Source organism: Pseudomonas sp. JAI120 (assembly GCF_014207255.1).
GTDB lineage: Bacteria > Pseudomonadota > Gammaproteobacteria > Pseudomonadales > Pseudomonadaceae > Aquipseudomonas.
This window is the reverse complement of record NZ_JACHCZ010000005.1, coordinates 114,676-136,000: the sequence shown is the minus strand read 5'-3', so window position 1 is coordinate 136,000 and position 21,325 is coordinate 114,676. Positions and strand designations below refer to the sequence as shown.

Sequence of the window (21,325 nt, the reverse complement as noted above, 5' to 3'; positions counted from 1 at the left end):
ATGCACCTGCTCAGGACTCAGCCCGGTGGTTTCGTCGCGGACGACAATATTGCCGACCTTGGCCAAACCCCCGCTGAACTGGTGATTCTGTGCAGCGGCGATTCCAGCCTGGCGCTGCTGGCCGAAGCGGCCCAGCAGTTGCCCGAGGATTACCCCAGCCTGCGCCTGGCCAACCCGATGCAGGTGCAGAACCATGCCTCGGTCGACCTGTATGTAGACGAAGTGCTGCGCCACGCCAAGGTCATCCTGATTTCGCTGCATGGCGGCATCGGTTACTGGCGCTACGGCATCGAGCGTCTTGTGGAGCTGGCCGCGCGCGGCGTCACCCTGATCCTGGTGCCGGGGGATGATCGCCCGGACCCGGAACTCAGCGGCCTGAGCACGGTGAGTGCCGAACAGCGCGACCGCCTGTGGCACTTCCTTCGTCAGGGTGGTTTGGGCAATGCCCTGGACTTCTATCGCTGCCTGGCCAGCGGCTACCTCGAACGCGACTATGCCTGGGCCGAGCCGCAAACCCTGCCGCGCACGGCGATTTATCACCCGCATAAAGCCAACCCTCGTCTCAATGACTGGCAGACCGATTGGCACGCGGATTGGCCCGTGGCGGCGGTGCTGTTCTACCGCTCGCACCTGCAGGCGGCCAATACCGGTTTTATTGATGTGTTCTGCCAGCGCTTGCAGGCGGCGGGCCTTAACCCGTTGCCGATGGCGGTGGCCAGTTTGAAAGAGCCCGGCTGCCTGACGGTGGTCGAGGACCTGCTGGATGAGGTCGGCGCGGCGGTAATCCTGAACACCACCGGTTTTGCCCAATCCAGCCCCGAAGCCCCGCATCTGCGGCCGTTTCGTCGCAATATCCCGGTAATCCAGGCGATTTGCGCCCAGGATAACCAGCCGGGCTGGCAGGCCAGCGAGCAAGGCCTTGGCCCTCGCGACCTGGCGATGCACATTGCCTTGCCCGAGCTGGATGGGCGGATTATCAGCCGGCCGATCAGCTTCAAGGATCTGGCCTGGCGCAGCGAGCGCAGCCAGTCGGACGTGGTGTGCTACCGCGCAGCGCCCGAGCGCATGGATTTCGTCGCTGAATTGGCGCGCCGTTGGGTCGAACTGGCACGGCTGCCGAATGCGGATAAACGCATTGCGCTGATCCTCGCCAACTACCCGACCCGCGACGGTCGCATCGGCAATGGCGTGGGCCTGGACACCCCGGCCGCCGCGCTGAATATCCTGCGCGCCCTGCAAACCGAAGGTTATCCGGTGCCGGATCAATTGCCCGAAAGCGGCACTGCGCTGATCCATGATCTGCTCGGCGGCGTCACCAACGATCTCGACAGCCTCGACCTGCGCCCCTGCCATCAAAGCCTGGGCCTGGACGACTACGAGGCGATGTTCCAGCGCTTGCCTGAGTCCAATCGCCAGGCGGTGCTGGAGCGTTGGGGCGCTCCGCACAACGATCCGATGTTCCGCGACGGCCGCCTGATGATCGCCGGCCTGCGCCTGGGCCTGACCTTCATCGGCATCCAGCCGGCCCGGGGTTACCAGGTGGATGCCAGCGCGGTGTACCACGACCCGGACCTGGTGCCGCCCCACGGCTACCTGGCGTTCTACTTCTGGTTGCGCCACACCTACGGCGCCCATGGCGTGATCCATGTGGGCAAGCACGGCAACCTGGAATGGCTGCCGGGCAAGGGCGTGGGGCTCTCGGAGAACTGCTGGCCGGATGCGCTGCTGGGGCCGCTGCCGAACATCTACCCGTTTATCGTCAACGACCCGGGCGAGGGCGCCCAGGCCAAGCGGCGCACCCAGGCGGTGATCATCGACCACCTGATGCCGCCGCTGACCCGCGCCGAAACCTACGGGCCGTTGCGTAATCTGGAGCTATTGGCGGACGAATACTACGAAGCCCAACTGCTCGACCCGCGCCGTGCCCGCGAACTGCAAAAAGACATCCTCCAACTGGTTCGCGAAACCCGTATCGACCAGGAGCTTGAACTGGATGGCGACGCCGATGCTGCGATTTGGCTGCCGCGCCTGGACACCTACCTGTGTGACTTGAAGGAATCGCAGATCCGTGACGGCCTGCATATCTTTGGCGAGTCCCCGCAGGGTCGCTTGCGGATTGACACCCTGCTGGCTTTGCTGCGCATCCCGCGTGGCGATGGCCGTGGCCCGCAATCGAGCCTGCTGCGCGTGTTGGCCAAAGCCTTCGAGTTGGGCTTCGACCCGCTGGACTGCGCCCTGGCTGAGCCCTGGACCGGACGACGCCCGGCGGTGTTGCAGACGATCGATACGCAGTTGTGGCGTACCGCTGGTGATACCCGCGAGCGCCTGGAACTGTACGCCGCGCGACTGATCGAGCAGGCATTGGAAGGGCCGGTGGAGCAGCTGGAAGAGCCCGGCTGGGAGGATGTGAAGGCGGTGATCGAAAGCCTGCGCATTGTGGTCGCGCCACGCCTGGATGCCTGCGGCCCTGCGGAAATGCACGGCTTGCTGGATGCCCTCGGCGGGCGTTTTGTGCCGGCTGGGCCAAGCGGCGCGCCGAGCCGTGGGCGCCTGGATGTGCTGCCGACCGGGCGCAATTTCTTTACCGTGGATGTGCGTAACCTGCCCACGACCACGGCATGGCGCATCGGTTTCCAGTCGGCCAACCTGATGCTTGAGCGGCACCTGCAGGACCACGGCGACCACCTGCGCCAGCTCGGCCTGTCGGTGTGGGGCACGGCCACCATGCGCACCGGTGGCGACGACATCGCCCAGGCCATGGCGCTGATGGGCGTACGGCCGGTGTGGGCCACGGGCAGTCAACGGGTGGATGACTTTGAAATCCTGCCGATCAGCCTGCTGGACCGCCCGCGCGTGGACGTCACGCTGCGCGTGTCCGGGTTTTTCCGCGATGCGTTCGCCAACCTGATCCGCCTGTTCGACGCGGCGGTGCAAGCGGTGGCGGCCCTGGATGAGCCGGACGACATGAACCCACTGGCCGCCAAGGTGCGCAGTGAGCGCGCGGCGTTGCTGGCGTCCGGCCTGGATGACGAGGTGGCGGCGAAACAGGCCGGCTGGCGTATCTTCGGGGCCAAGCCCGGTGCCTATGGCGCGGGCGTGCAGGGCGCCATTGACGGGCGTCTGTGGCAAAGCCGCGAGGACTTGGCCGAGGTCTACCTGAACTGGGGCGGCTACGCCTATGGCGGTTCCGATGAAGGCACCGCCGCTCGCGAGCAGTTCGCCCAGCGCCTGAGCCAGGTGCAGGCGGTGTTGCAGAACCAGGATAACCGCGAGCACGACCTGCTCGACTCCAACGACTACTACCAGTTCCAGGGCGGCATGCTCGCTGCCGTGGAAACCCTGAGCGGCGACAAGGCCGTCAGCTACCATGGCGACCACAGCCAGCCGGACCTGCCCAGGATTCGCACCTTGAAGGAAGAGCTGAACCGGGTGATCCGTTCCCGCGCCGCCAACCCCAAGTGGATCGACGGGGTGAAGCGCCACGGCTATAAAGGTGCGTTCGAAATGGCCGCGACCGTGGACAATCTGTTCGCCTTCGACGCCACCACTGAGCTGATTGACGATCATCAATATGCATTGCTCGCCGACGCCTACCTGCTCGACCCTGACACCCGAGCCTTTGTGCAGCAGCACAACCCCGCAGCGCTGCGTGATATGACCGAGCGCATGCTCGAAGCTCAGCAGCGCGGTTTGTGGCAGGAACCGGGGGCGTACCGCGAGGCGTTGGAAAACCTGTTGCTGGATATAGAAGAAGACAGCTGATGACCAATATTCCCCATTTCCCGCTGTCCGCCGTGGTCGGCGCCGACGACCTGAAACTGGCGCTGTGCCTGACCGCCATCGACCCGAAGATCGGTGGCGTGCTGATTGAAGGCCCACGCGGCATGGCCAAATCAACCCTGGCCCGTGGCCTGGCGGATCTGCTGGCCAGCGGGCAATTTGTCACCTTGCCGCTGGGCGCCACCGAAGAGCGTCTGGTCGGGACCCTGGACCTCGACGCCGCGCTGGGCGAAGGCCGTGCGCAGTTTTCCCCTGGCGTGCTGGCCAAGGCGGACGGCGGCGTGTTGTATGTGGATGAAGTCAACTTGTTGCCTGATCACCTGGTGGACCTGTTGCTCGACGTCGCCGCCAGCGGCACCAACCTGATCGAACGCGACGGCATCTCCCATCGGCATTCGGCGCGCTTTGTACTGATTGGCACGATGAACCCGGAGGAGGGCGAGTTGCGCCCGCAGTTGCTGGACCGCTTCGGTTTCAACGTAGCGCTGAGCGGGCAGACGGTGCCTTCCGAGCGCGGGCAGATCATCCGGCGTCGCCTGGATTTCGACAGCGACCCCGCCGCTTTCTGCGCGCAGTGGACCGAGCAGCAGGCAGCGTTGCGCGAGCGCTGCACCCAGGCGCGGGCGCGGCTGGACAGTATCGATCTGGATGATCAGGCCTTGGCGCAGATCACCGAGCGTTGCTTTGCCGCAGGTGTCGACGGCTTGCGTGCTGACCTGGTCTGGCTGCGCGGCGCCCGGGCCCACGCGGCGTGGCGGGGCGCGGATAAAATTGCCGAAGAAGACATCGAAGCGGTTGCGGAATTTGCCTTGCGCCACCGTCGCCAGGAGCAATCCCCACCGGCCAGCCCACCCAATCAAGGGCAGTCGCCGACACCCTCGGACACGTCGCCCGGGCAAGGCCAATGGGGCAACATGCCCGCGCCGGCCCTGCCCACCGGCACACGCCGAGACGTGCCCACCTGGCCAAAAAAGCCCTAGGCATTCGCCCCCGACCTGACGCGGGGGCGGATGCCCGCCCCAAGGCGGGGCGACTGGACAACGGCAGGCAGGGCAAGGCACGCAGTGCGCAGCAGGGTTCGATCAACTGGCCGGGCACCTTGCTCGGCGGTCGGCCGCACTCCCGTGAAGACCTGCGCTACCACCTGCGCAGCCGCTCGCCCCATGAGTTGTGGCTGGTGATCGTGGATGCGTCGGCGTCCACCCGGCGGCATCGTGCATTAACCGACGCGAAGGGATTGCTCGCCCAGCTGTTTGACGACGCCTACCGGCAACGCGCACGCATGGCGTTGTTGACCGCCAGCGGCCAGGCGCCGAAGTGGCAGGTACAGGGGTTGAAAGCAGCGAAAGGCCTGGCGGGCTGGCTGGATCAGTTGGGTGCAGGCGGTGGTACGCCATTGCTGGCGGCGCTGACCGAGGCCGGGCATTGGCTGCTGGCGCGGCGCAAGCGTTATCCCGCGGAGCAGCAGCGCGTGCTGGTGATTACGGATGGGCGACTCAAGGACATCGACGGGTTGCCGTTATTGGCGTGTGCGGGGTTGCTGGTGGATATCGAGCGCGGGCCGATCAGGCTGGGGCGGGCCCAGGCGTTGGCGGCGGGGTTGCAGTTGGATTATCGGCATATCGATGAGTTGTAGTGCCGGTACCGTCGCCATCGGGGGCAAGCCCACCTCCCACATTTGATCGAGTACACCCTTTGGAATGCGGTCAGTGTGGGAGGGGGCTTGCCCCCGATGAGGCCCTCAATACACCACACCCTCCATCAGCCAGCCCCCGGCACATTCGGCCAAAGATCCGCCACCAGGAACAACCGCTCGGCTTCCTCCCAATCCTCGCCGTTCTGCACCATGCGCACGAGCAACTGTGCGGGCGCCATCGGATCAAGGTCTGCCAGCCAGGCCTGCATCTGTCCTTCACTCCACACTTCATCCGCCGGGTAGTGCGCCGGCGCCAGCCACGCATGCCGGGGCAACGGTTGCCAGCGACCTGGCGCGCTCGCGCTGACAAAATCCCGCCAATCACGTTGATGCAACCAGCGCCCGCGCAAATGCTGCGGATGGGCGCCGTTGGGCGATTCGGCCTGGCCCGGCCATGGATAGAGCAAATACCCGCCGAGCCACAGGTGCGCGTCAAACTGCTGAATATCCAGGGCCGCCAACACCTCACGGCTCTCCGCTCGCGCCGAAATCGGTAATTGATGCTGAGCCAGGTGCGCCAGCTTGCGGTCCAGCCGATCGTGACAGCCCGGGCCCAGCCACTGCGCGGTGTCCCGGCCGTTGCCTTGCTGCGGGCCGAGATAGAGCTTGATCGCCAGTTCTAGGTGGTGCACGCCATCGCGGTCGCGCAGCAGCATGTCCAGCTCGCCCAGGGTGTGCCCGGCACGGCGGATCGGCAGGTTGGCGGCGAGCAATTCCACCCCCGGCGCGTGCTGCACGGCGAACTGCCACAGGCGTTCGTAGTACAGACCCAGGCGCCGGGTGCGCGACAGGCTCAGCCAATGCTGCAAGGCGCGGCTGTCCTGGTCGAGTGCGCGTAGCCAGTGTTCAAGACGCTCGGGCGCCTGCACCCAGTCGCTGCCCGCCAGCGGGTGGCGCTGCGGCCAAGGTGTTTGCGCGAGCATCGGCGGGGCAAGCATCACCCACGCCAGGTCGCGCACCTCGGGGTGGCGCAGCTGGCGGGGCAGGTTGTGCAAATCCGGGAACACAGTCATGGTCCGAGCATAGCCCTTTAACCGTTGCGCAGGTGGGCGAGAACCGTTGTCATCAAGGCTTCACGGCGACAAAGGATTTTGCCTGAGGCGGCCTTTCGCCCATAATCGTTTCTTTTTTGCCACACCCCCAATCCCGCAGGAGCCCCATGGAGCACTTTCGCAATATCGGCATTATCGGTCGCCTGGGCAGTACCCAGGTGTTGGACACCGTCCGCCGGCTGAAAAAATTCCTGCTGGAACGCCACCTGCATGTGATCCTCGAAGACACCATCGCCGAAATCCTCCCCGGCCATGGCCTGCAAACCTCCTCGCGCAAGATGCTCGGCGAAGTCTGCGACATGGTCATCGTGGTCGGCGGCGATGGCAGCCTGCTCGGCGCGGCCCGGGCCCTGGCGCGGCATAACGTGCCGGTGCTGGGGATCAACCGCGGCAGCCTGGGGTTTCTCACCGATATTCGCCCCGACGAGCTGGAAGTCGAAGTGGCCAAGGTGCTCGACGGCCACTACCTGGTGGAAAACCGCTTCCTGCTGCAGGCCGAAGTGCGCCGTCACGGCGAAGCCATCGGCCAGGGCGATGCGCTCAATGACGTGGTGCTGCACCCGGGCAAATCCACGCGGATGATCGAATTCGAGCTGTATATCGACGGCCAGTTCGTGTGCAGCCAGAAGGCCGACGGCCTGATCGTCGCCACCCCGACCGGCTCCACCGCCTACGCGCTGTCGGCCGGTGGCCCGATCATGCATCCCAAGCTCGATGCCATTGTGATCGTGCCGATGTACCCCCATATGTTGTCCAGTCGGCCAATTGTGGTCGATGGCAACAGTGAGCTGAAAATCGTGGTGTCCAAAGACATGCAGATCTACCCGCAAGTCTCCTGTGACGGGCAGAACCATTTCACCTGCGCCCCCGGTGACACCATCACCGTGAGCAAGAAGGCACAGAAGTTGCGGTTGATCCACCCGCTGGATCACAACTACTACGAAGTGTGCCGCACCAAGTTGGGCTGGGGCAGCCGCTTGGGGGGTGGAGGCGACTGATGCTCGATCCCGCGCGTAGCTACGACCTGATTGGTGACGTGCACGGTTGCGCTCATACCCTTGAGCACTTGCTCGAGCAGTTGGGCTACCACAAGCAGGCTGGCACCTGGCGCCATCCGTCGCGCATGGCGGTGTTCCTGGGCGATATCATCGACCGTGGCCCTCGCATTCGCGAGGCGCTGCATATCGTCCACGACATGGCCGAGGCCGGCCAGGCGCTGTGCATCATGGGTAACCACGAGTTCAATGCCCTGGGCTGGGCCACACCGGCGCCGCCGGGCAGTGGCAAGCAGTTCGTGCGTGAGCACACCCCACGGCATGAACGGCTGATCCACGAGACCCTTACCCAGTTCGAGCACCACCCGGCCGACTGGCACGACTTCCTCGGCTGGTTCTACGACATGCCGCTGTTTGTCGATGCCGGGCGTTTCCGCGTGGTGCATGCGTGCTGGGACGACGGCTTTATCCAGCCACTGCGCGCGACGTTCCCGGATGGCTGCATCGACCAGCACTTCCTGCAGGCCGCCGCCGTGCCCGGCAGTTTTGCCTGCAACGCCTTCGACCGCCTGTTGCGCGGCACCGATATGCGCCTGCCGGACGGCCTGACGCTGACCGGTGGCGATGGCCTGACGCGCTCGTTCTTCCGCACCAAGTTCTGGGAAGACGACCCGAAAACCTACGGCGACATCGTGTTCCAGCCCGACGCCTTGCCTGAGCCGGTGGCGCGCACGCCCTTGTCGCCCCATGAAAAAAATTCCCTGCTGCGCTACGGCGCCGACGAACCGTTGCTGTTCGTCGGCCATTACTGGCGCAGCGGCAAACCGGCGCCGATCCGCCCGAACCTGGCGTGCCTGGACTACAGCGCGGTGCTGTACGGCAAGCTGGTGGCGTATCGGCTGGACCAGGAAACCCGACTGGATCCGCATAAATTCGTATGGGTCGACGTTGAGCGACCCGAGGTGATTGTATGAGTGCCGTGCCCGTATTGCGCTTGCCGTTGAGCGTCGACCTGGGCGGTTTCGTGAAATTGCTGCAACGCATGCAAGTGCCCCATCGCGTCAGCGAGGAAGCCGGCGAGCAGGTGTTGTGGGTGCCCGAGACCATCAGCGACGACGTGCGCGTGCTGTACCAGCGTTTTCCCGCCGGTGATCCGGACCAGACGCTGGATATTCCCGAGCAGGCGCCGGTAACGCGTCCCGGCTTTGCCCAGCAAGTGCGCCATAGCCCGGTAACGGCGCTGGTGCTGCTGGCGAGCATCATTGTCGGCGCCGTGACCTTGCTGGGTGAAAACCTGCAGGCCATGAGCTGGCTGACCTTCCTGCCGTTCCGGGTGATGGGCGAGTACATCCAGTTCACGCCGTTCGCCGAGATGTTGGCCTCCGGTCAGTGGTGGCGGCTGGTCACGCCGATGCTGATCCATTTCGGCATCCTGCACCTGGCCATGAATGGCATGTGGTACTGGGAGCTGGGCCGGCGTATCGAAGTGCGCCAGGGCAGCATCAACCTGCTTGGCCTGACCCTGTTGTTCAGCCTGGTCTCCAACTACGCGCAATATGCCTACGGTGGCCCGGGTCTGTTCGGTGGCTTGTCCGGCGTGCTGTATGGCCTGCTCGGGCATTGCTGGATCTTTCAACTACTCTCGCCCAACCCGGCCTATCGCTTGCCCCGTGGGGTGCTGGTGATGATGCTGGTGTGGCTGGTGCTCTGCCTGTCAGGGCTGGTCTCGATGATCGGTTTCGGCGAAATTGCCAACGCTGCCCACGTCGGCGGCCTGGCCATCGGTTGCCTTACCGGTTTGCTGGGCGGTTTGTATAACCGTCGCAAATCCTCTCTTTGATAAGGAAGAGCCTTATGTCCTCTTTTGCTGAAATGATCGAAAACATCACCCCGGACATCTACGAGAGCCTCAAGCTCGCCGTGGAAATCGGCAAGTGGTCCGATGGCCGCAAGCTCAGTGCCGAGCAGCGCGAACTGTCCCTGCAGGCCATGATCGCCTGGGAGATCCAGAACCTGCCGGAAGACCAGCGCACCGGCTACATGGGCCCGCAGGAATGCCAGTCGAAGTCGACCACCGTGCCGAACATCCTGTTCAAGTCGGATGCGATCCATTGATTGAAATTGGTCGCGGTGCAGTCAGCAAAATGTCGGCGCAACTGGGTGAGCCGACCGTTCAATACGCGTTTCGTTTGGGCGATACCGAAGTGCCGGTCAACCCCCTGATCGGCACCCATGTACGCCTGGAATACCTCGGTGCCATCCATTGCAGCCATTGCGGCCGCAAGACCAAGACCAGCTTCAGCCAGGGCTACTGCTACCCGTGCATGACCAAGCTGGCCCAGTGTGACTTGTGCATCATGAGCCCGGAGCGTTGCCATTACGACGCCGGCACCTGCCGCGATCCTGGCTGGGGCGAGACATTCTGCATGACCGACCACGTGGTGTACCTGGCCAATTCGTCGGGGATCAAGGTCGGCATTACCCGTGCCACGCAATTGCCGACGCGTTGGCTGGACCAGGGCGCCAGCCAGGCGTTGCCGATCATGCGCGTGGCTACACGCCAGCAATCCGGGTTTGTCGAGGATGTGCTGCGCAGCCAGGTGGCGGACAAGACCAATTGGCGTGCGTTGCTCAAGGGCGACGCGGCGGCGGTGGACCTCAAGCAGGTGCGCGACGAGTTGTTCGCCTCCTGTGCCGACGGCCTGCTGCAATTACAGGAACGCTTCGGCCTGCAGGCCATCCAACCGGTAACCGACCTCGAACCGTTGGAAATCCGTTACCCGGTGGAGCAGTATCCGGCCAAGATCGTCAGCTTCAACCTGGACAAGAACCCGATTGCCGAAGGCACGCTGCTGGGGATCAAGGGCCAATACCTGATCTTCGACACCGGCGTGATCAATATTCGTAAGTACACGGCCTACCAGCTCGCCGTGCATCAGTAGAAGGATGCCACCCATGCGCACCGAACAACCGAAGATGATTTACCTGAAGGACTATCAGGCGCCGGACTACCTGATCGAAGAGACGCACCTGACCTTCGAGTTGTTCGAGGACCACAGCCTGGTCTACGCGCAGCTGGTAATGCGCCGTAACCCCGAGCGTGGCGCCGGCCTGCCGCCGCTGGTACTCGACGGCCAGCAGCTGGAGTTGCTGACGGTCAACCTCGGCGACCAGGAACTGAGCGAGGCTGACTACCAGCTGACGGACAGCCACCTGACCCTGCATCCGACCCGCGAGACCTTCACGGTCGATACCAGCGTGCGCATCCACCCGGAAAGCAATACTGCCCTGGAAGGCTTGTACAAATCCGGCAGTATGTTCTGCACCCAGTGCGAGGCCGAAGGTTTCCGCAAGATCACCTATTACCTCGACCGCCCGGACGTGATGAGTGCCTTCACCACCACGGTTATCGCCGAGCAACACCGTTACCCGGTGCTGCTCTCCAACGGCAACCCGATTGCCAGCGGCCCTGGCGAAGACGGCCGCCACTGGGCAACCTGGGAAGACCCGTTCAAGAAACCCGCCTACCTGTTCGCACTGGTGGCCGGTGATTTGTGGTGTGTCGAAGACAGCTTCACCACCATGACTAACCGTGAAGTGGCGCTGCGCATCTACGTCGAGCCGGAAAACATCGACAAGTGCCAGCACGCCATGACCAGCCTGAAAAAATCCATGCGCTGGGACGAAGAAACCTACGGCCGTGAGTACGACCTCGACATCTTCATGATCGTCGCGGTCAACGACTTCAACATGGGCGCTATGGAGAACAAGGGCCTCAATATCTTCAACTCCAGCGCCGTGCTGGCCCGGGCCGAAACCGCCACCGACGCCGCGCACCAACGGGTCGAGGCCATCGTCGCCCACGAATACTTCCACAACTGGTCGGGCAACCGTGTGACCTGCCGCGACTGGTTCCAGCTGTCGCTGAAAGAAGGTTTCACCGTGTTCCGTGATTCGGGCTTCTCCGCCGACATGAACTCCGCCACGGTCAAGCGCATCCAGGACGTGGCTTACCTGCGTACCCACCAGTTCGCCGAAGACGCCGGCCCCATGGCCCATGCGGTGCGCCCGGACAGCTTTATCGAGATATCCAACTTCTACACCTTGACCGTGTACGAAAAAGGCTCGGAAGTGGTCGGCATGATCCATACCTTGCTCGGCGCCGAAGGCTTCCGTAAAGGCAGCGACCTGTACTTCGAACGCCATGACGGCCAGGCCGTGACCTGCGACGACTTCATCAAGGCCATGGAAGACGCCAACGGCGCCGACCTCAGCCAGTTCAAGCGCTGGTACAGCCAGGCCGGTACGCCACGCCTGGCGGTGAGCGAGTCCTACGACGCTGCGGCCAAGACCTACAGCCTGACCTTCCGCCAGAGCTGCCCGGAAACCCCGGACAAGGTCGAGAAACTGCCGTTCGTAATTCCGGTCGAGCTGGGCCTGCTGGACGGGAAGGGCGCGGGCATTGCCTTGCGCCTTGTCGGTGAAGCGACAGCCGGCGGCACGTCCCGCGTGATTTCGGTGACCGAAGCCGAGCAAACCTTCACCTTCGTCGACATCGCCGAACAGCCATTGCCGTCGTTGCTGCGTGGTTTCTCGGCACCGGTGAAACTGAGCTTCCCGTACAACCGCGACCAACTGATGTTCCTGATGCAGCATGACAGCGACGGCTTCAATCGCTGGGATGCGGGGCAGCAGCTGTCGGTGCAGGTGTTGCAGGAACTGATCGGTCAGCATCAACAGGGCAAGGCGTTGCAGATGGACCAGCGCCTGATCACGGCATTGCGCAGTGTGTTGAGCGACGAAAGCCTGGACCAGGCCATGGTTGCGGAAATGCTGTCGTTGCCGGGCGAAGCGTACCTGACGGAAATCAGTGACGTGGCGGATGTGGATGCCATCCACGCCGCGCGTGAGTTTGCGCGCAAGCAACTGGCTGACAACCTGCATGAACCGCTGTGGTTGCGTTACCAGGCCAATCGCGAGCTGTCCAAGCAGACGCCTTATGTAGCCGCCGCCGAGCACTTCGCCCGGCGTGCCTTGCAGAACATCGCGCTGTCGTACCTGATGCTCAGCGGCAAGCCCGAAGTGCTGGCGGCGACGCTTGAGCAGTTCGACACCAGCGACAACATGACCGAGCGCCTGACCGCGCTGGCGGTGCTGGTGAACTCGCCGTTCGAAGCGGAGAAGACCCAGGCGCTGGCGGTATTTGCCGAGAACTTCAAGGACAACCCCTTGGTCATGGACCAGTGGTTCAGCGTGCAGGCCGGCAGCACGTTGCCGGGCGGGCTGGCGCGGGTCAAGGCGTTGATGGAGCACCCGGCATTCACTATCAAGAACCCGAACAAAGTGCGTGCACTGATCGGCGCGTTTGCCGGGCAGAACCTGATCAACTTCCACGCCGCCGACGGTTCGGGCTACCGCTTCCTGGCGGACCTGGTGATCCAGTTGAATGCTTTCAACCCTCAGATCGCTTCGCGCCAGTTGGCGCCGCTGACCCGCTGGCGTAAATACGACAGCGCGCGCCAGGCGTTGATGACGGCGGAGCTGGAGCGCATTCGTGGGTCGGGTGAGTTGTCCAGCGATGTGTTCGAGGTGGTGAGCAAGAGTCTTGCTTAAATAAACCGCTTCGGTAAAAAAAACGGCCTGTTCAGGCCGTTTTTTTTGCCCCGGAGCTTCGTTCAAGGAGCGCTTTTTTGCTGCTGACGTTTCCTGGCAGAAGGCTCTGCTAAGCTGCGGCACTTTTCCTTATTCGGTGGGATCAACGTGTCGCGTACCACTCGTCTACTCACTTTGTTGCAGGCCCTGCGGGGCAAGAAACGCCCGGTGACCGCCGCCGTGCTGGCGGCGCAGTTGGAGGTGTCGGAGCGCACGCTGTACCGCGACATTGCCGAGCTGACCGCCCTGGGCGCGCCGATTTTCGGCGAGGCCGGGGTAGGGTATGTGCTGCGCAGCGGGCTGTTTCTACCGCCGTTGATGCTCAACGCCGAGGAAACCGAAGCCGTGGTGCTGGGCTTGCGTTATGTCGATCAGCGCGGGGATGAGGTGTTGAGTCGAGCCGCCGCCAACGCGTTGGCCAAGATTGCCGATGTACTTGACCCTGCCGCCCAGGAAGCCTTGCGCAACCCGACGTTATTGCCCGGCCCGCCAGGGTTCGGCTACCCGGAAAACCGCGTGCCCCTCAATGTGTTCCGCGAGGCCATCCGCAATCAGGCCAAGTTGCATATCGACTACGCCGATGCCAGCCAGACCCAGAGCCAACGCCTGATCTGGCCCCTGGCCCTGGGGTTTCTCAATGAAGTGCGGGTGGTCGTGGCCTGGTGTGAGCTACGCGGCGCCTATCGCACCTTTCGCACCGACCGCGTGGCGAGTGCCAAGGCCCTCGGTGAACGTTATCCGGGGCGGCGCAGCGACTGGCTGCGGGCCTGGCGCAAGCTGATGGAGCAGAATGAAACCGGGCCGTTTACTCCTGACAAGAACTGACACATCCCTGGCTTAGCATGGTGCCACAACCACCTAAGAAGGAGCTTTGCCATGTCCCAGCCTGAACTGGCCCCAGCCATCGCGGCTTATATCGCGGCGACCAATGCCCGCGACACCTCGGTCATTGCCCACTGTTTTGCCGACGATGCCAATGTGTTCGATGAAGGCCAGCACCAGGTGGGCACCGCCGCCATTGCGCGCTGGATGGAAGACACCGGGCGCCGTTACCAGCCGCGTGTCGAGGTGCTCAAGGTGCAGCACCGCACCGGCAAGGTGCTGGTCAGCAACGCGGTTTCCGGTAATTTCCCCGGCAGCCCGCTGGAGTTGCGCTACACCTTTCGCCTGAACGCGCAGGGCAAGATTTCACGACTGGACATCTCCCTGTAGGTCATAATCGCGGGCATGACTTTCGACTCGCCCCTCGCTGCCTACCAACACGCCATCGCCCAACAGGGTTTCGTCGTCGACGACGCCCAGCGCCGGGCGGTGGACGCCCTGCAAGCCTGCCATGCGGCCTTGCATCAAGGCCATTCGCCCGTGACTGGCGTTTACCTGTGGGGGCCAGTGGGCCGTGGCAAGACCTGGTTGATGGATCAGTTCTACCAAAGCCTGCGGGTGCCCGCACGGCGTCAGCATTTTCACCACTTCATGGGCTGGGTGCACCAGCGTCTGTTCCAGCTCACCGGCACCCATGACCCGTTGCAGGCGCTGGCGCGGGAATTGAGCCGGGAGGTGCGGGTGTTGTGTTTCGACGAGCTGTTCGTCAATGACATCGGTGACGCGATCATCCTCGGCCGGCTGTTCCAGGTCATGTTCGAGGACGGTGTGGTGATGGTCTGCACCTCCAATCAACCGCCGGCCCAGCTGTATGCCGATGGCTTCAATCGGGAGCGCTTCCTGCCGGGCATTGCGGCGATCGAGCGGCATATGCAAGTGGTGGCGGTAGACGGTGGTGAGGATCATCGCTTGCATCCCGGTATTGGCCTGCAGCGCTATTGGGTGAACCGACCCGACGCGCTGGCGAATGTGTTCGAACAATTGGCTGAAGGGCAAGCGGTAAGTCGTGGCCCGGTCACCGTTGGCCATCGTTCCATCGTTTGCGTGCAGGCCAGTGACAGCGTGCTTTGGTGCCGCTATGCCGACCTCTGCGAACAACCCCTGGCGGCGATGGATTTCATGTTGCTGTGCGATCGCTTCAAGGTGATCCTGCTGGGGGAGGTGCCCAACCTGAGTGCGCAACAGCGTCCAGGCCGGATTGCCCGTGGCACCGAGGATGGGGCCGAGCGTGTGGTAGCCGGTGATCGCGAGCTGCCGCAGTTGTCGGTGCACGACGACAGTGTGCGTCGGTTCATCGCCTTGGTGGACGAGTGCTACGACCGCAAGGTGCCGTTGTTTATCGAAGCCCAGGTGCCGCTGGAGCGCCTGTATACCGATGGTTACCTGGGGTTTCCTTTCCGTCGCACCCTGAGCCGGTTGCAAGAAATGCAGCTGCAGCGCTTCGGCTGAGACCTGTACGAAAAAAGCCCTGAATTAGCACTTTGTGCTTTTTTAGCGCTAAAGCCTTCGCGCTTTCGGGCGCACATTTGTAGTTAATCTCCTTCATCTGGTGCTGACTCCACGCTTACAATCGTGCCCCTCAAAGGGAGCAGATTCCCTTGTAGTCGTGATCGAGGACGGAAATGGACACCCCAGATATCCTGGTGCTGCAAGCCAGCTACACCAATCCTGTGCATGCCGAAGCCATTCGCCGCGTGCTTAACCATTACGCAGAAGACCCGATGGGTGGCGGCCACAGCCTGCCCGCCGATCTACTGGAGCAACTGCCGGCTGAGCTGGCCAAGCGCCCCCACGCCTTCAGTGTATTGGCGTTTGTCGGCGGTGAGCCGGCCGGTCTGGTGAATTGCTTTGAGGGGTTCTCCACCTTTGCAAGCCGACCTTTGGTCAACATTCACGACGTGGTGGTGATGAATGAGTTTCGCGGCTTGGGGCTGAGCCAGAAAATGCTGCTGAAGGTCGAGGAAATTGCCCGCCAGCGTGGTTGCTGCAAGATCACCCTGGAGGTGCTGGAAGGTAATGCCGTCGCCCAGTCGGCGTATCGAAAGTTTGGTTTTGATGACTCGAAGTTTGATCCGGCCCATGGGCGCATGTTGTTCTGGAACAAACCGCTTTAATAAATAGCGGGCGAAAAAAAGGGCGCCTTTAGAGGGCGCCCAATAAACCGTTTGCCAACGGAGCGGAGTGGCCCCGGGTAGTGCGGATTAGCCAAAGATTAAATTAACTCTTGGGTTGTTCCTGTTCGGCAGTATTGGTTTTCGGTGTCTTGCCGTCGGCGGACGCCGTTTGTTCAGTCGTGCCGTGAAGTGTCTGCTGCGTGAAGGTGAAATCTTTGTAGAACTGCTTCGAACGCTCCGAGCCGCCTTCTGCAAACGCGGCAGCGGAGGTCAGGGTCATCAGGCTGGCAAGCATCAAGGTAGCAAGTTTCATCGCAGTGTTCCCATTAAGAATGATCGGTATCCGGTCGCTCCTTGATCAGAATCATGGAGCGACTATGGCGATATCTTATTAAGTGGGAGTTAACATGACGCTGATCGAAAGTTAACGATTTCGTTAACTTTGCAGACGCTGTTTATAGTCTCCAGTCCAGCGCAAGCGTGACGGCCCGTGGGTCACCCCAATACACGCCGTTATAAAAGCCGACGCGTTCGTAATATTTTTTATCAAATAGATTATTAATGTTAAGCGACGCCGAAAGATGCTCGTCGAATTGATAGCGGGACATCAGGTTGACCACGGTGTAGGCCTGTTGCGTGATCTTCGCCCGTTCGGTCACCCGTGTGTTGCCGACGAGAGCCCCTGTGGGTCGATCGCTCCAATCGTAAATGTCGCTCTGCCAGTTCACCGCGCCGCCGACCGTGAGGTTGCGCCACGCCCCCGGCAATCGGTAGGCGCTGGAGACCTTCAGCAGGTTCAGCGGCTGCCCGGTGTTGTTGCGTTTGCCTGAGCCGTTGACCGAATGGGTGTAGGTGTAGCCGGCCGTCAGGTTCCAATCGGGCATGATTTCCCCGGCAGCTTCCAATTCGAAGCCGTTGACCTTGTTACCTTTGCCGCCGGACTTGTAGTACTCCTCGCCAGTGGTCGGGTTCCGCGCTACCGAGTCGTCCCGCTCTGCGACGTTGTCCTGGGTGCTCCAGAAGTACGCAGCCGCCAGGTTCAAGCGTTCGCCCAGTACGCTCCCTTTAAGGCCGACCTCATAGTTGCTGCCCACCACGGGTTCCAGGTACTTCTTGCTGGCATCCTTGAGGCTTTGTGGCTTGAAGATGTCGGTGTAGCTCGCGTAGACGGTGTACTCCGGCGTCAGGTCGTAGAGGAGGCCGGCGTAGGGCGTCCACATATCATTGTGGGTCTGGCTGGTTTTGCCGGCTGCAGTAAGCTGGTCGTTGGCATCGTATTGTGGGGCCGCGCTTTTCAGTTCCCAACTGCCATAGCGGCTGCCCAGCACCGCATGCAAGCGCTCGGTAAGGCTCAGGCGCGTGGCCAGGTAGCCGGCCTTTTGTTGCTTGCTGCTGTGTTCGCCCTTGAGGTCGGTGACGGTGTCGCCGAACTTGGCGATCCCGCCCATGTATTTCCAGTCTTCGATGGTGTAGTAGCCGGCAGGTATGTTGCTGCGCATCACGGGGGAGACATCCCGCTGCGTGGCCTCGCCATAGCCCATCATCAATGCATGTTCGCGGCCCAGCAGCGCATAGCTGCCGGCGAGGTTGAGGTCGAGGGCCTCCATTCTGGAGGTGCCGCGCATATGGCTCGCCCAAGCGGTCATGCCGCTGCGATCATCGTTGGGGAAGCCCGCGCCGCCGTAGTACACCTTGCCATCCGTGTCGCTCTGGCGATGGGTGTAGGCGGCCTTCACGTGCCAGTCGCCGCCCAGCCTATGGTCGAGGGTCGCGAAGGTGGTCTTGTCCGTCAGCGGCCAGGAACTCCAGTGCGCCGCCATATTGGTGGAGCGCGACAGCCCGGCCTTGCCGCCCTGGCTGTTCCAATACGGCACGGTGCCCCATGAGGTGCCTTGGACCTGCTTGTTCTGGTAATCGAAACCTACGGCCAGCACGGTATCGTCTGAAAGATCACCTTCCAGAATGCCGTAGCCGACCGCCCGCTGCAGGCCATAGTTGTCGCGGAACGATTGGCTGTCTCGGTAGGCCAGCACTGTGCGCCCGCGCAGCTTGCCGTCCAACGCCAGCGGGCCGCCCACGTCCAGGTAGCTGTAGTAGTTGTCATGGCTGCCGGCGCTGACGCCGGTTTTCGCCTGCCATTGGGCAGTCGGGCGCTTGCGCACCATATTGATGGTGGCCGAGGGGTCGCCGGCGCCGGTGGTCAATCCCGTGGCACCGCGTACCACCTCGATGTGGTCATAGATGATGGTGTCGGCGTCGGACTTCATGTAGCCGAAGGTATTGAGCATCCCGTCAATCTGGAAGTTGGTGATGCCGTAGCCGCGGGAGGAATAGGACACGCGGTCGGAGTCGTTATGCTGGACGTTGATCCCGGTGGTCTGGCGCAGCACGTCGGTCAATGTATTGAGATTGAAGTCATCCATCTGCTGGCGAGTGATCACCGAGATCGATTGTGGGGTTTCCTTGACCGACAGGTTCAGGCGGGTGGCGGTACTCATCGAGCCCGTGGTGTAGGCGCCGGTGTGTTCGGTGGTGGCACCCAGGCCTTCGGCAGAGATGTTGGTCGCGCCAAGTTCGAGCGGGGCATGTTCGGGGTCGGTTTCAGCCAGCAGGTCCGGGCTTAACGCGGCGCCGCACAGGCCGAGTGTGAGGGTCATGGAACGGGTAAAAGGCGCGAACATCGCGGAAGACTCCTTGTCGTCTTTGTGGCCACCCCGGAAAGGGAAGGCCTTGGCTCAAAGACGAAAGGAGCGGGGAAACTTTAGGCTTAAACGAGAATGATTGTTATCTATCTGGTGCAAAGCCTATTTTTACTGAAGGACCACATCGGCCGGATTAACCTTTTTTGGCTTGATCAGGCTGAAGTCAATCAAGGCCTTTTGCGGGCGCATGTAGGGGTTGCCGATCATCAGCGGGCGCGACGTGAAGCTGTCGCTCACGACGCTCTTGCTGCGGTCCAGTTCGTTGAAACTCAGCCCGGCGAGGTCGGCCCAGGTATGGATCAATTGCGAGCTGCTGTAAGGGCGTTGCAAGTCGCCTGCAAACTTCCAGTCGTGGGTTTCGCGCCATTTCGGCGAGGCATAGGCCATGAACGGAATGGTGTACATCGGCGCCGTCGGCTTGCCTTCGTTACGTCCCAGGGTGGCGTGGCCAGCCGAGTCGAATACATCTTCACCGTGGTCAGACAGGTATAGCAGGAAGCCGTTGGGATCGGTCTTGGCGTAGTCCTTGATCAGGCTAGACACCACGAAATCGTTGTACAGCACCGCATTGTCGTAGCTGTTGTAGGTGGGCAGTTGATCGTCACTGATCCCGGCAGGTACACCCTGGCGGTCGGTGAATTTGTCGAAGGTCGGCGGGTAGCGGTACTGGTAGCTCATGTGGGTACCGAGCAGGTGCACCACGATGAACTTGCGCTCGGCCGGATCGGCCAGGGCCTTGGAGAACGGTGCAAGGACGTCGCCGTCGTATTGGCGTGCGTTCTGGTTGCGGTTGTTGTTCAGGTACACCTGCTCGTCGGCCTGTTCGGAAAAGGTCGTGAGCATGGTGTTGCGCTTGGTCATGGTCTGCTGGTTGGTAATCCAGTAGGTCTTGTACCCGGCTTGTTTCATCACGCTGACGATCGACGGTGTCTTGAGGTAAAGATCGGGGTTCTCCTCGTCGGCGAACGTCAGTACCTGTTGCAGGGCTTCGATGGTATAGGGGCGCGGGGTGATGACGTTGTCGAACACCGCCAGTTGGTCGCGCAGCTTGTCCAGCTCCGGCGTGGTGTTGCGCGGATAGCCGTAGAGGCTCATGCGCTGACGGTTGGTGGACTCACCGATCACCAGCACCAGGGTCGAAGGCTGGCCGGCCATGGTGTCCTTGAGGTTGGTCAAGGGTGGGATCTGGCTGGCGCTGTCGAGCATGCCTTGCATGTTGTCCAGCTGTTCGGTGTAGCGGCGGTAGGCAACGATCATCTGCCAGGGCACAGCCGGTTCGATGCGCGATTCGAAGCGGTCGATGGCGTCGTCCAGGGTGTCGCTGCGGGCAATCTGCTTGACCAGCGGGTAACCGATAATGGCCACCAGGATCGCCGTTGCCGCCACCAGGGCCTGGCCGCGCGGCAAATACACCGGGCGTACCCGGGTCCACAGGAAAATAGCCACGGCGGTGTGGGCAATGAACGCCAGCACGATCCACCAGGCGAAGTATTGGGTGGCGTACTCGCCGGCTTCAGAGATGTTCGACTCGAACATGATGAAGATGACGCTTTGGGAAAATTCCTGCTGGTAGATGAAGAAATAACCCAGGCTGGCCATGGAACAGGCCCATAGCACCACACCGATCAGGGCGGCAAGCAAGCGCGTACGCCGGGGGAATACCAGCAGTGGCGCGAGCCATATCGCGCTCATGAAGAAGGCTTGGCGAAAACCACTGAAGCCGGAAGTGCCGCTGAGTTGGATCAGCAGTTGGGTAATGCCGGAGAAGTACCAGAAAAACAGGAATAACCAGCCAAGGCCGGCCCAATCAAAGCCTTTCGCAGACGTGGTGCTGCGTTCGAACATCGCCATCCAGTGCTCCAACCCGGTAATTTTTCAGTTGGCGCGCAGGGCTGCGCGCAACAGAGGCCACCCTTGCATGGGGTGGCCCTTGGGGGCGGGAGTATCGGGAAGGGCATGTGAAAACTTTGTGAGATTTATGTAGCCGTAATCTTACAAATTAATAACGGGCTCAGCAGAGTGCAGGCTGCACACCGGAAGGCTGATCAAGCTGGGCTTGAATGATATGAGCACGCAGGCGCATGACTTCCTGCTGCAGCTGTTCGCGTTCGTCTTTCAGCTGGCGCAACTCATCACGACGGAGTGTGACGTAGAGGGTCTGTGGAGGACGGGTCATCTGTGCTGTGCTCATTGCTTACCTCGCAAATAGCCGGTGTGTCGCGGTGTGCCAGAACGCTTGAGTCGAGGTTCTCGGCAACAGTCGAAAGCAATTCTGAATTCTTTTTCACTTCAATGGAACTTTTTTATTTTTGGTGGTCGTGTGACTTTCGGGGGTGTGATGGTGAAACGATGGCAATTTTTTCCCATGAAACTACACGGTTCTGCCCTGGACTAACCCTCATTAGCCTCATTGCGCTATAAACTATGTCACACATTTTTTAGCAGTTAGGAG

18 protein-coding genes are annotated in these 21,325 nt (G+C 62.0%); 13 read left to right on the top strand and 5 right to left on the bottom strand.

Annotated features, from left to right (window positions below; genetic code table 11):
• Genes cobN through HDC32_RS24365 form a run of 3 tightly spaced genes read left to right on the top strand, consistent with a single transcriptional unit; the run spans position 1 to position 5,416 of the window.
• Positions 1–3,762 carry a cobaltochelatase subunit CobN gene (gene cobN / locus HDC32_RS24375; RefSeq protein ID WP_131696625.1) on the top strand — a complete coding sequence of 1,254 codons (3,762 nt, stop codon included), beginning with the start codon at positions 1–3 and terminating at the stop codon, positions 3,760–3,762.
• Positions 3,762–4,760 (top strand): ATP-binding protein, encoded by a 999-nt coding sequence (locus tag HDC32_RS24370; protein WP_184745831.1) that lies wholly within the window; start codon positions 3,762–3,764, stop codon positions 4,758–4,760. Before cobN ends, HDC32_RS24370 begins: the two co-directional genes overlap by 1 nt.
• A gap of 53 nt (positions 4,761–4,813) precedes the next feature.
• Positions 4,814–5,416, top strand: a complete 603-nt coding sequence (locus tag HDC32_RS24365; protein ID WP_145337343.1) for a VWA domain-containing protein — start codon at positions 4,814–4,816, stop codon at positions 5,414–5,416.
• Between the two features lie 125 nt (positions 5,417–5,541).
• On the opposite strand, the gene HDC32_RS24360 is transcribed toward HDC32_RS24365, so the two are convergent.
• Entirely contained in the window at positions 5,542–6,489 is a 948-nt protein-coding gene (locus HDC32_RS24360; protein WP_184745829.1) for a DUF1853 family protein, read from the bottom strand.
• A gap of 146 nt (positions 6,490–6,635) precedes the next feature.
• Between HDC32_RS24360 and HDC32_RS24355 the strand changes: the two genes are divergently transcribed.
• The 10 genes from HDC32_RS24355 to HDC32_RS24310 all read left to right on the top strand — a co-directional run bounded on the left by HDC32_RS24355 (position 6,636) and on the right by HDC32_RS24310 (position 16,171).
• Positions 6,636–7,526 (top strand): NAD(+) kinase, encoded by an 891-nt coding sequence (locus tag HDC32_RS24355; RefSeq protein WP_003190745.1) that lies wholly within the window; start codon positions 6,636–6,638, stop codon positions 7,524–7,526.
• Positions 7,523–8,497 (top strand): metallophosphoesterase, encoded by a 975-nt coding sequence (locus HDC32_RS24350; protein ID WP_167655527.1) that lies wholly within the window; start codon positions 7,523–7,525, stop codon positions 8,495–8,497. Before HDC32_RS24355 ends, HDC32_RS24350 begins: the two co-directional genes overlap by 4 nt.
• The gene (locus tag HDC32_RS24345; protein WP_131696621.1) at positions 8,494–9,363 is read left to right on the top strand and encodes a rhomboid family intramembrane serine protease; all 870 of its coding nucleotides are present in this window, start codon (positions 8,494–8,496) and stop codon (positions 9,361–9,363) included. The genes HDC32_RS24350 and HDC32_RS24345 overlap by 4 nt, the downstream gene beginning before the upstream one ends.
• Positions 9,364–9,377: 14 nt before the next feature.
• A complete protein-coding gene (locus tag HDC32_RS24340) occupies positions 9,378–9,638 on the top strand; it encodes a YeaC family protein (RefSeq protein WP_017738604.1) in 261 nt (86 codons plus the stop codon).
• On the top strand, positions 9,635–10,465 hold the full coding sequence (locus tag HDC32_RS24335; protein ID WP_065941225.1) for a DUF2797 domain-containing protein: 831 nt from the start codon (positions 9,635–9,637) through the stop codon (positions 10,463–10,465). The genes HDC32_RS24340 and HDC32_RS24335 overlap by 4 nt, the downstream gene beginning before the upstream one ends.
• Positions 10,466–10,478: 13 nt before the next feature.
• On the top strand, positions 10,479–13,136 hold the full coding sequence (gene pepN / locus HDC32_RS24330) for an aminopeptidase N (RefSeq protein WP_184745827.1): 2,658 nt from the start codon (positions 10,479–10,481) through the stop codon (positions 13,134–13,136).
• Positions 13,137–13,283: 147 nt separating this feature from the next.
• Positions 13,284–14,000 (top strand): YafY family protein, encoded by a 717-nt coding sequence (locus tag HDC32_RS24325; protein WP_145337283.1) that lies wholly within the window; start codon positions 13,284–13,286, stop codon positions 13,998–14,000.
• A 51-nt stretch (positions 14,001–14,051) separates the two neighbouring features.
• Positions 14,052–14,387 (top strand): nuclear transport factor 2 family protein, encoded by a 336-nt coding sequence (locus tag HDC32_RS24320; protein WP_131696618.1) that lies wholly within the window; start codon positions 14,052–14,054, stop codon positions 14,385–14,387.
• 15 nt (positions 14,388–14,402) lie between these two features.
• The gene (zapE, locus tag HDC32_RS24315; RefSeq protein ID WP_184745825.1) at positions 14,403–15,506 is read left to right on the top strand and encodes a cell division protein ZapE; all 1,104 of its coding nucleotides are present in this window, start codon (positions 14,403–14,405) and stop codon (positions 15,504–15,506) included.
• Between the two features lie 173 nt (positions 15,507–15,679).
• On the top strand, positions 15,680–16,171 hold the full coding sequence (locus tag HDC32_RS24310) for a GNAT family N-acetyltransferase (RefSeq protein ID WP_184745823.1): 492 nt from the start codon (positions 15,680–15,682) through the stop codon (positions 16,169–16,171).
• A 103-nt stretch (positions 16,172–16,274) separates the two neighbouring features.
• On the opposite strand, the gene HDC32_RS24305 is transcribed toward HDC32_RS24310, so the two are convergent.
• The 4 genes from HDC32_RS24305 to HDC32_RS24290 all read right to left on the bottom strand — a co-directional run bounded on the left by HDC32_RS24305 (position 16,275) and on the right by HDC32_RS24290 (position 21,064).
• Positions 16,275–16,484, bottom strand: a complete 210-nt coding sequence (locus tag HDC32_RS24305) for a hypothetical protein (RefSeq protein WP_131696615.1) — start codon at positions 16,482–16,484, stop codon at positions 16,275–16,277.
• Between the two features lie 142 nt (positions 16,485–16,626).
• On the bottom strand, positions 16,627–18,852 hold the full coding sequence (locus HDC32_RS24300) for a TonB-dependent siderophore receptor (protein WP_184745821.1): 2,226 nt from the start codon (positions 18,850–18,852) through the stop codon (positions 16,627–16,629).
• A 129-nt stretch (positions 18,853–18,981) separates the two neighbouring features.
• Positions 18,982–20,724 carry a phosphoethanolamine transferase CptA gene (locus HDC32_RS24295; protein ID WP_184745819.1) on the bottom strand — a complete coding sequence of 581 codons (1,743 nt, stop codon included), beginning with the start codon at positions 20,722–20,724 and terminating at the stop codon, positions 18,982–18,984.
• A 160-nt stretch (positions 20,725–20,884) separates the two neighbouring features.
• A complete protein-coding gene (locus tag HDC32_RS24290) occupies positions 20,885–21,064 on the bottom strand; it encodes a DUF6026 family protein (protein WP_260403708.1) in 180 nt (59 codons plus the stop codon).
• Positions 21,065–21,325 lie beyond the last annotated feature (261 nt).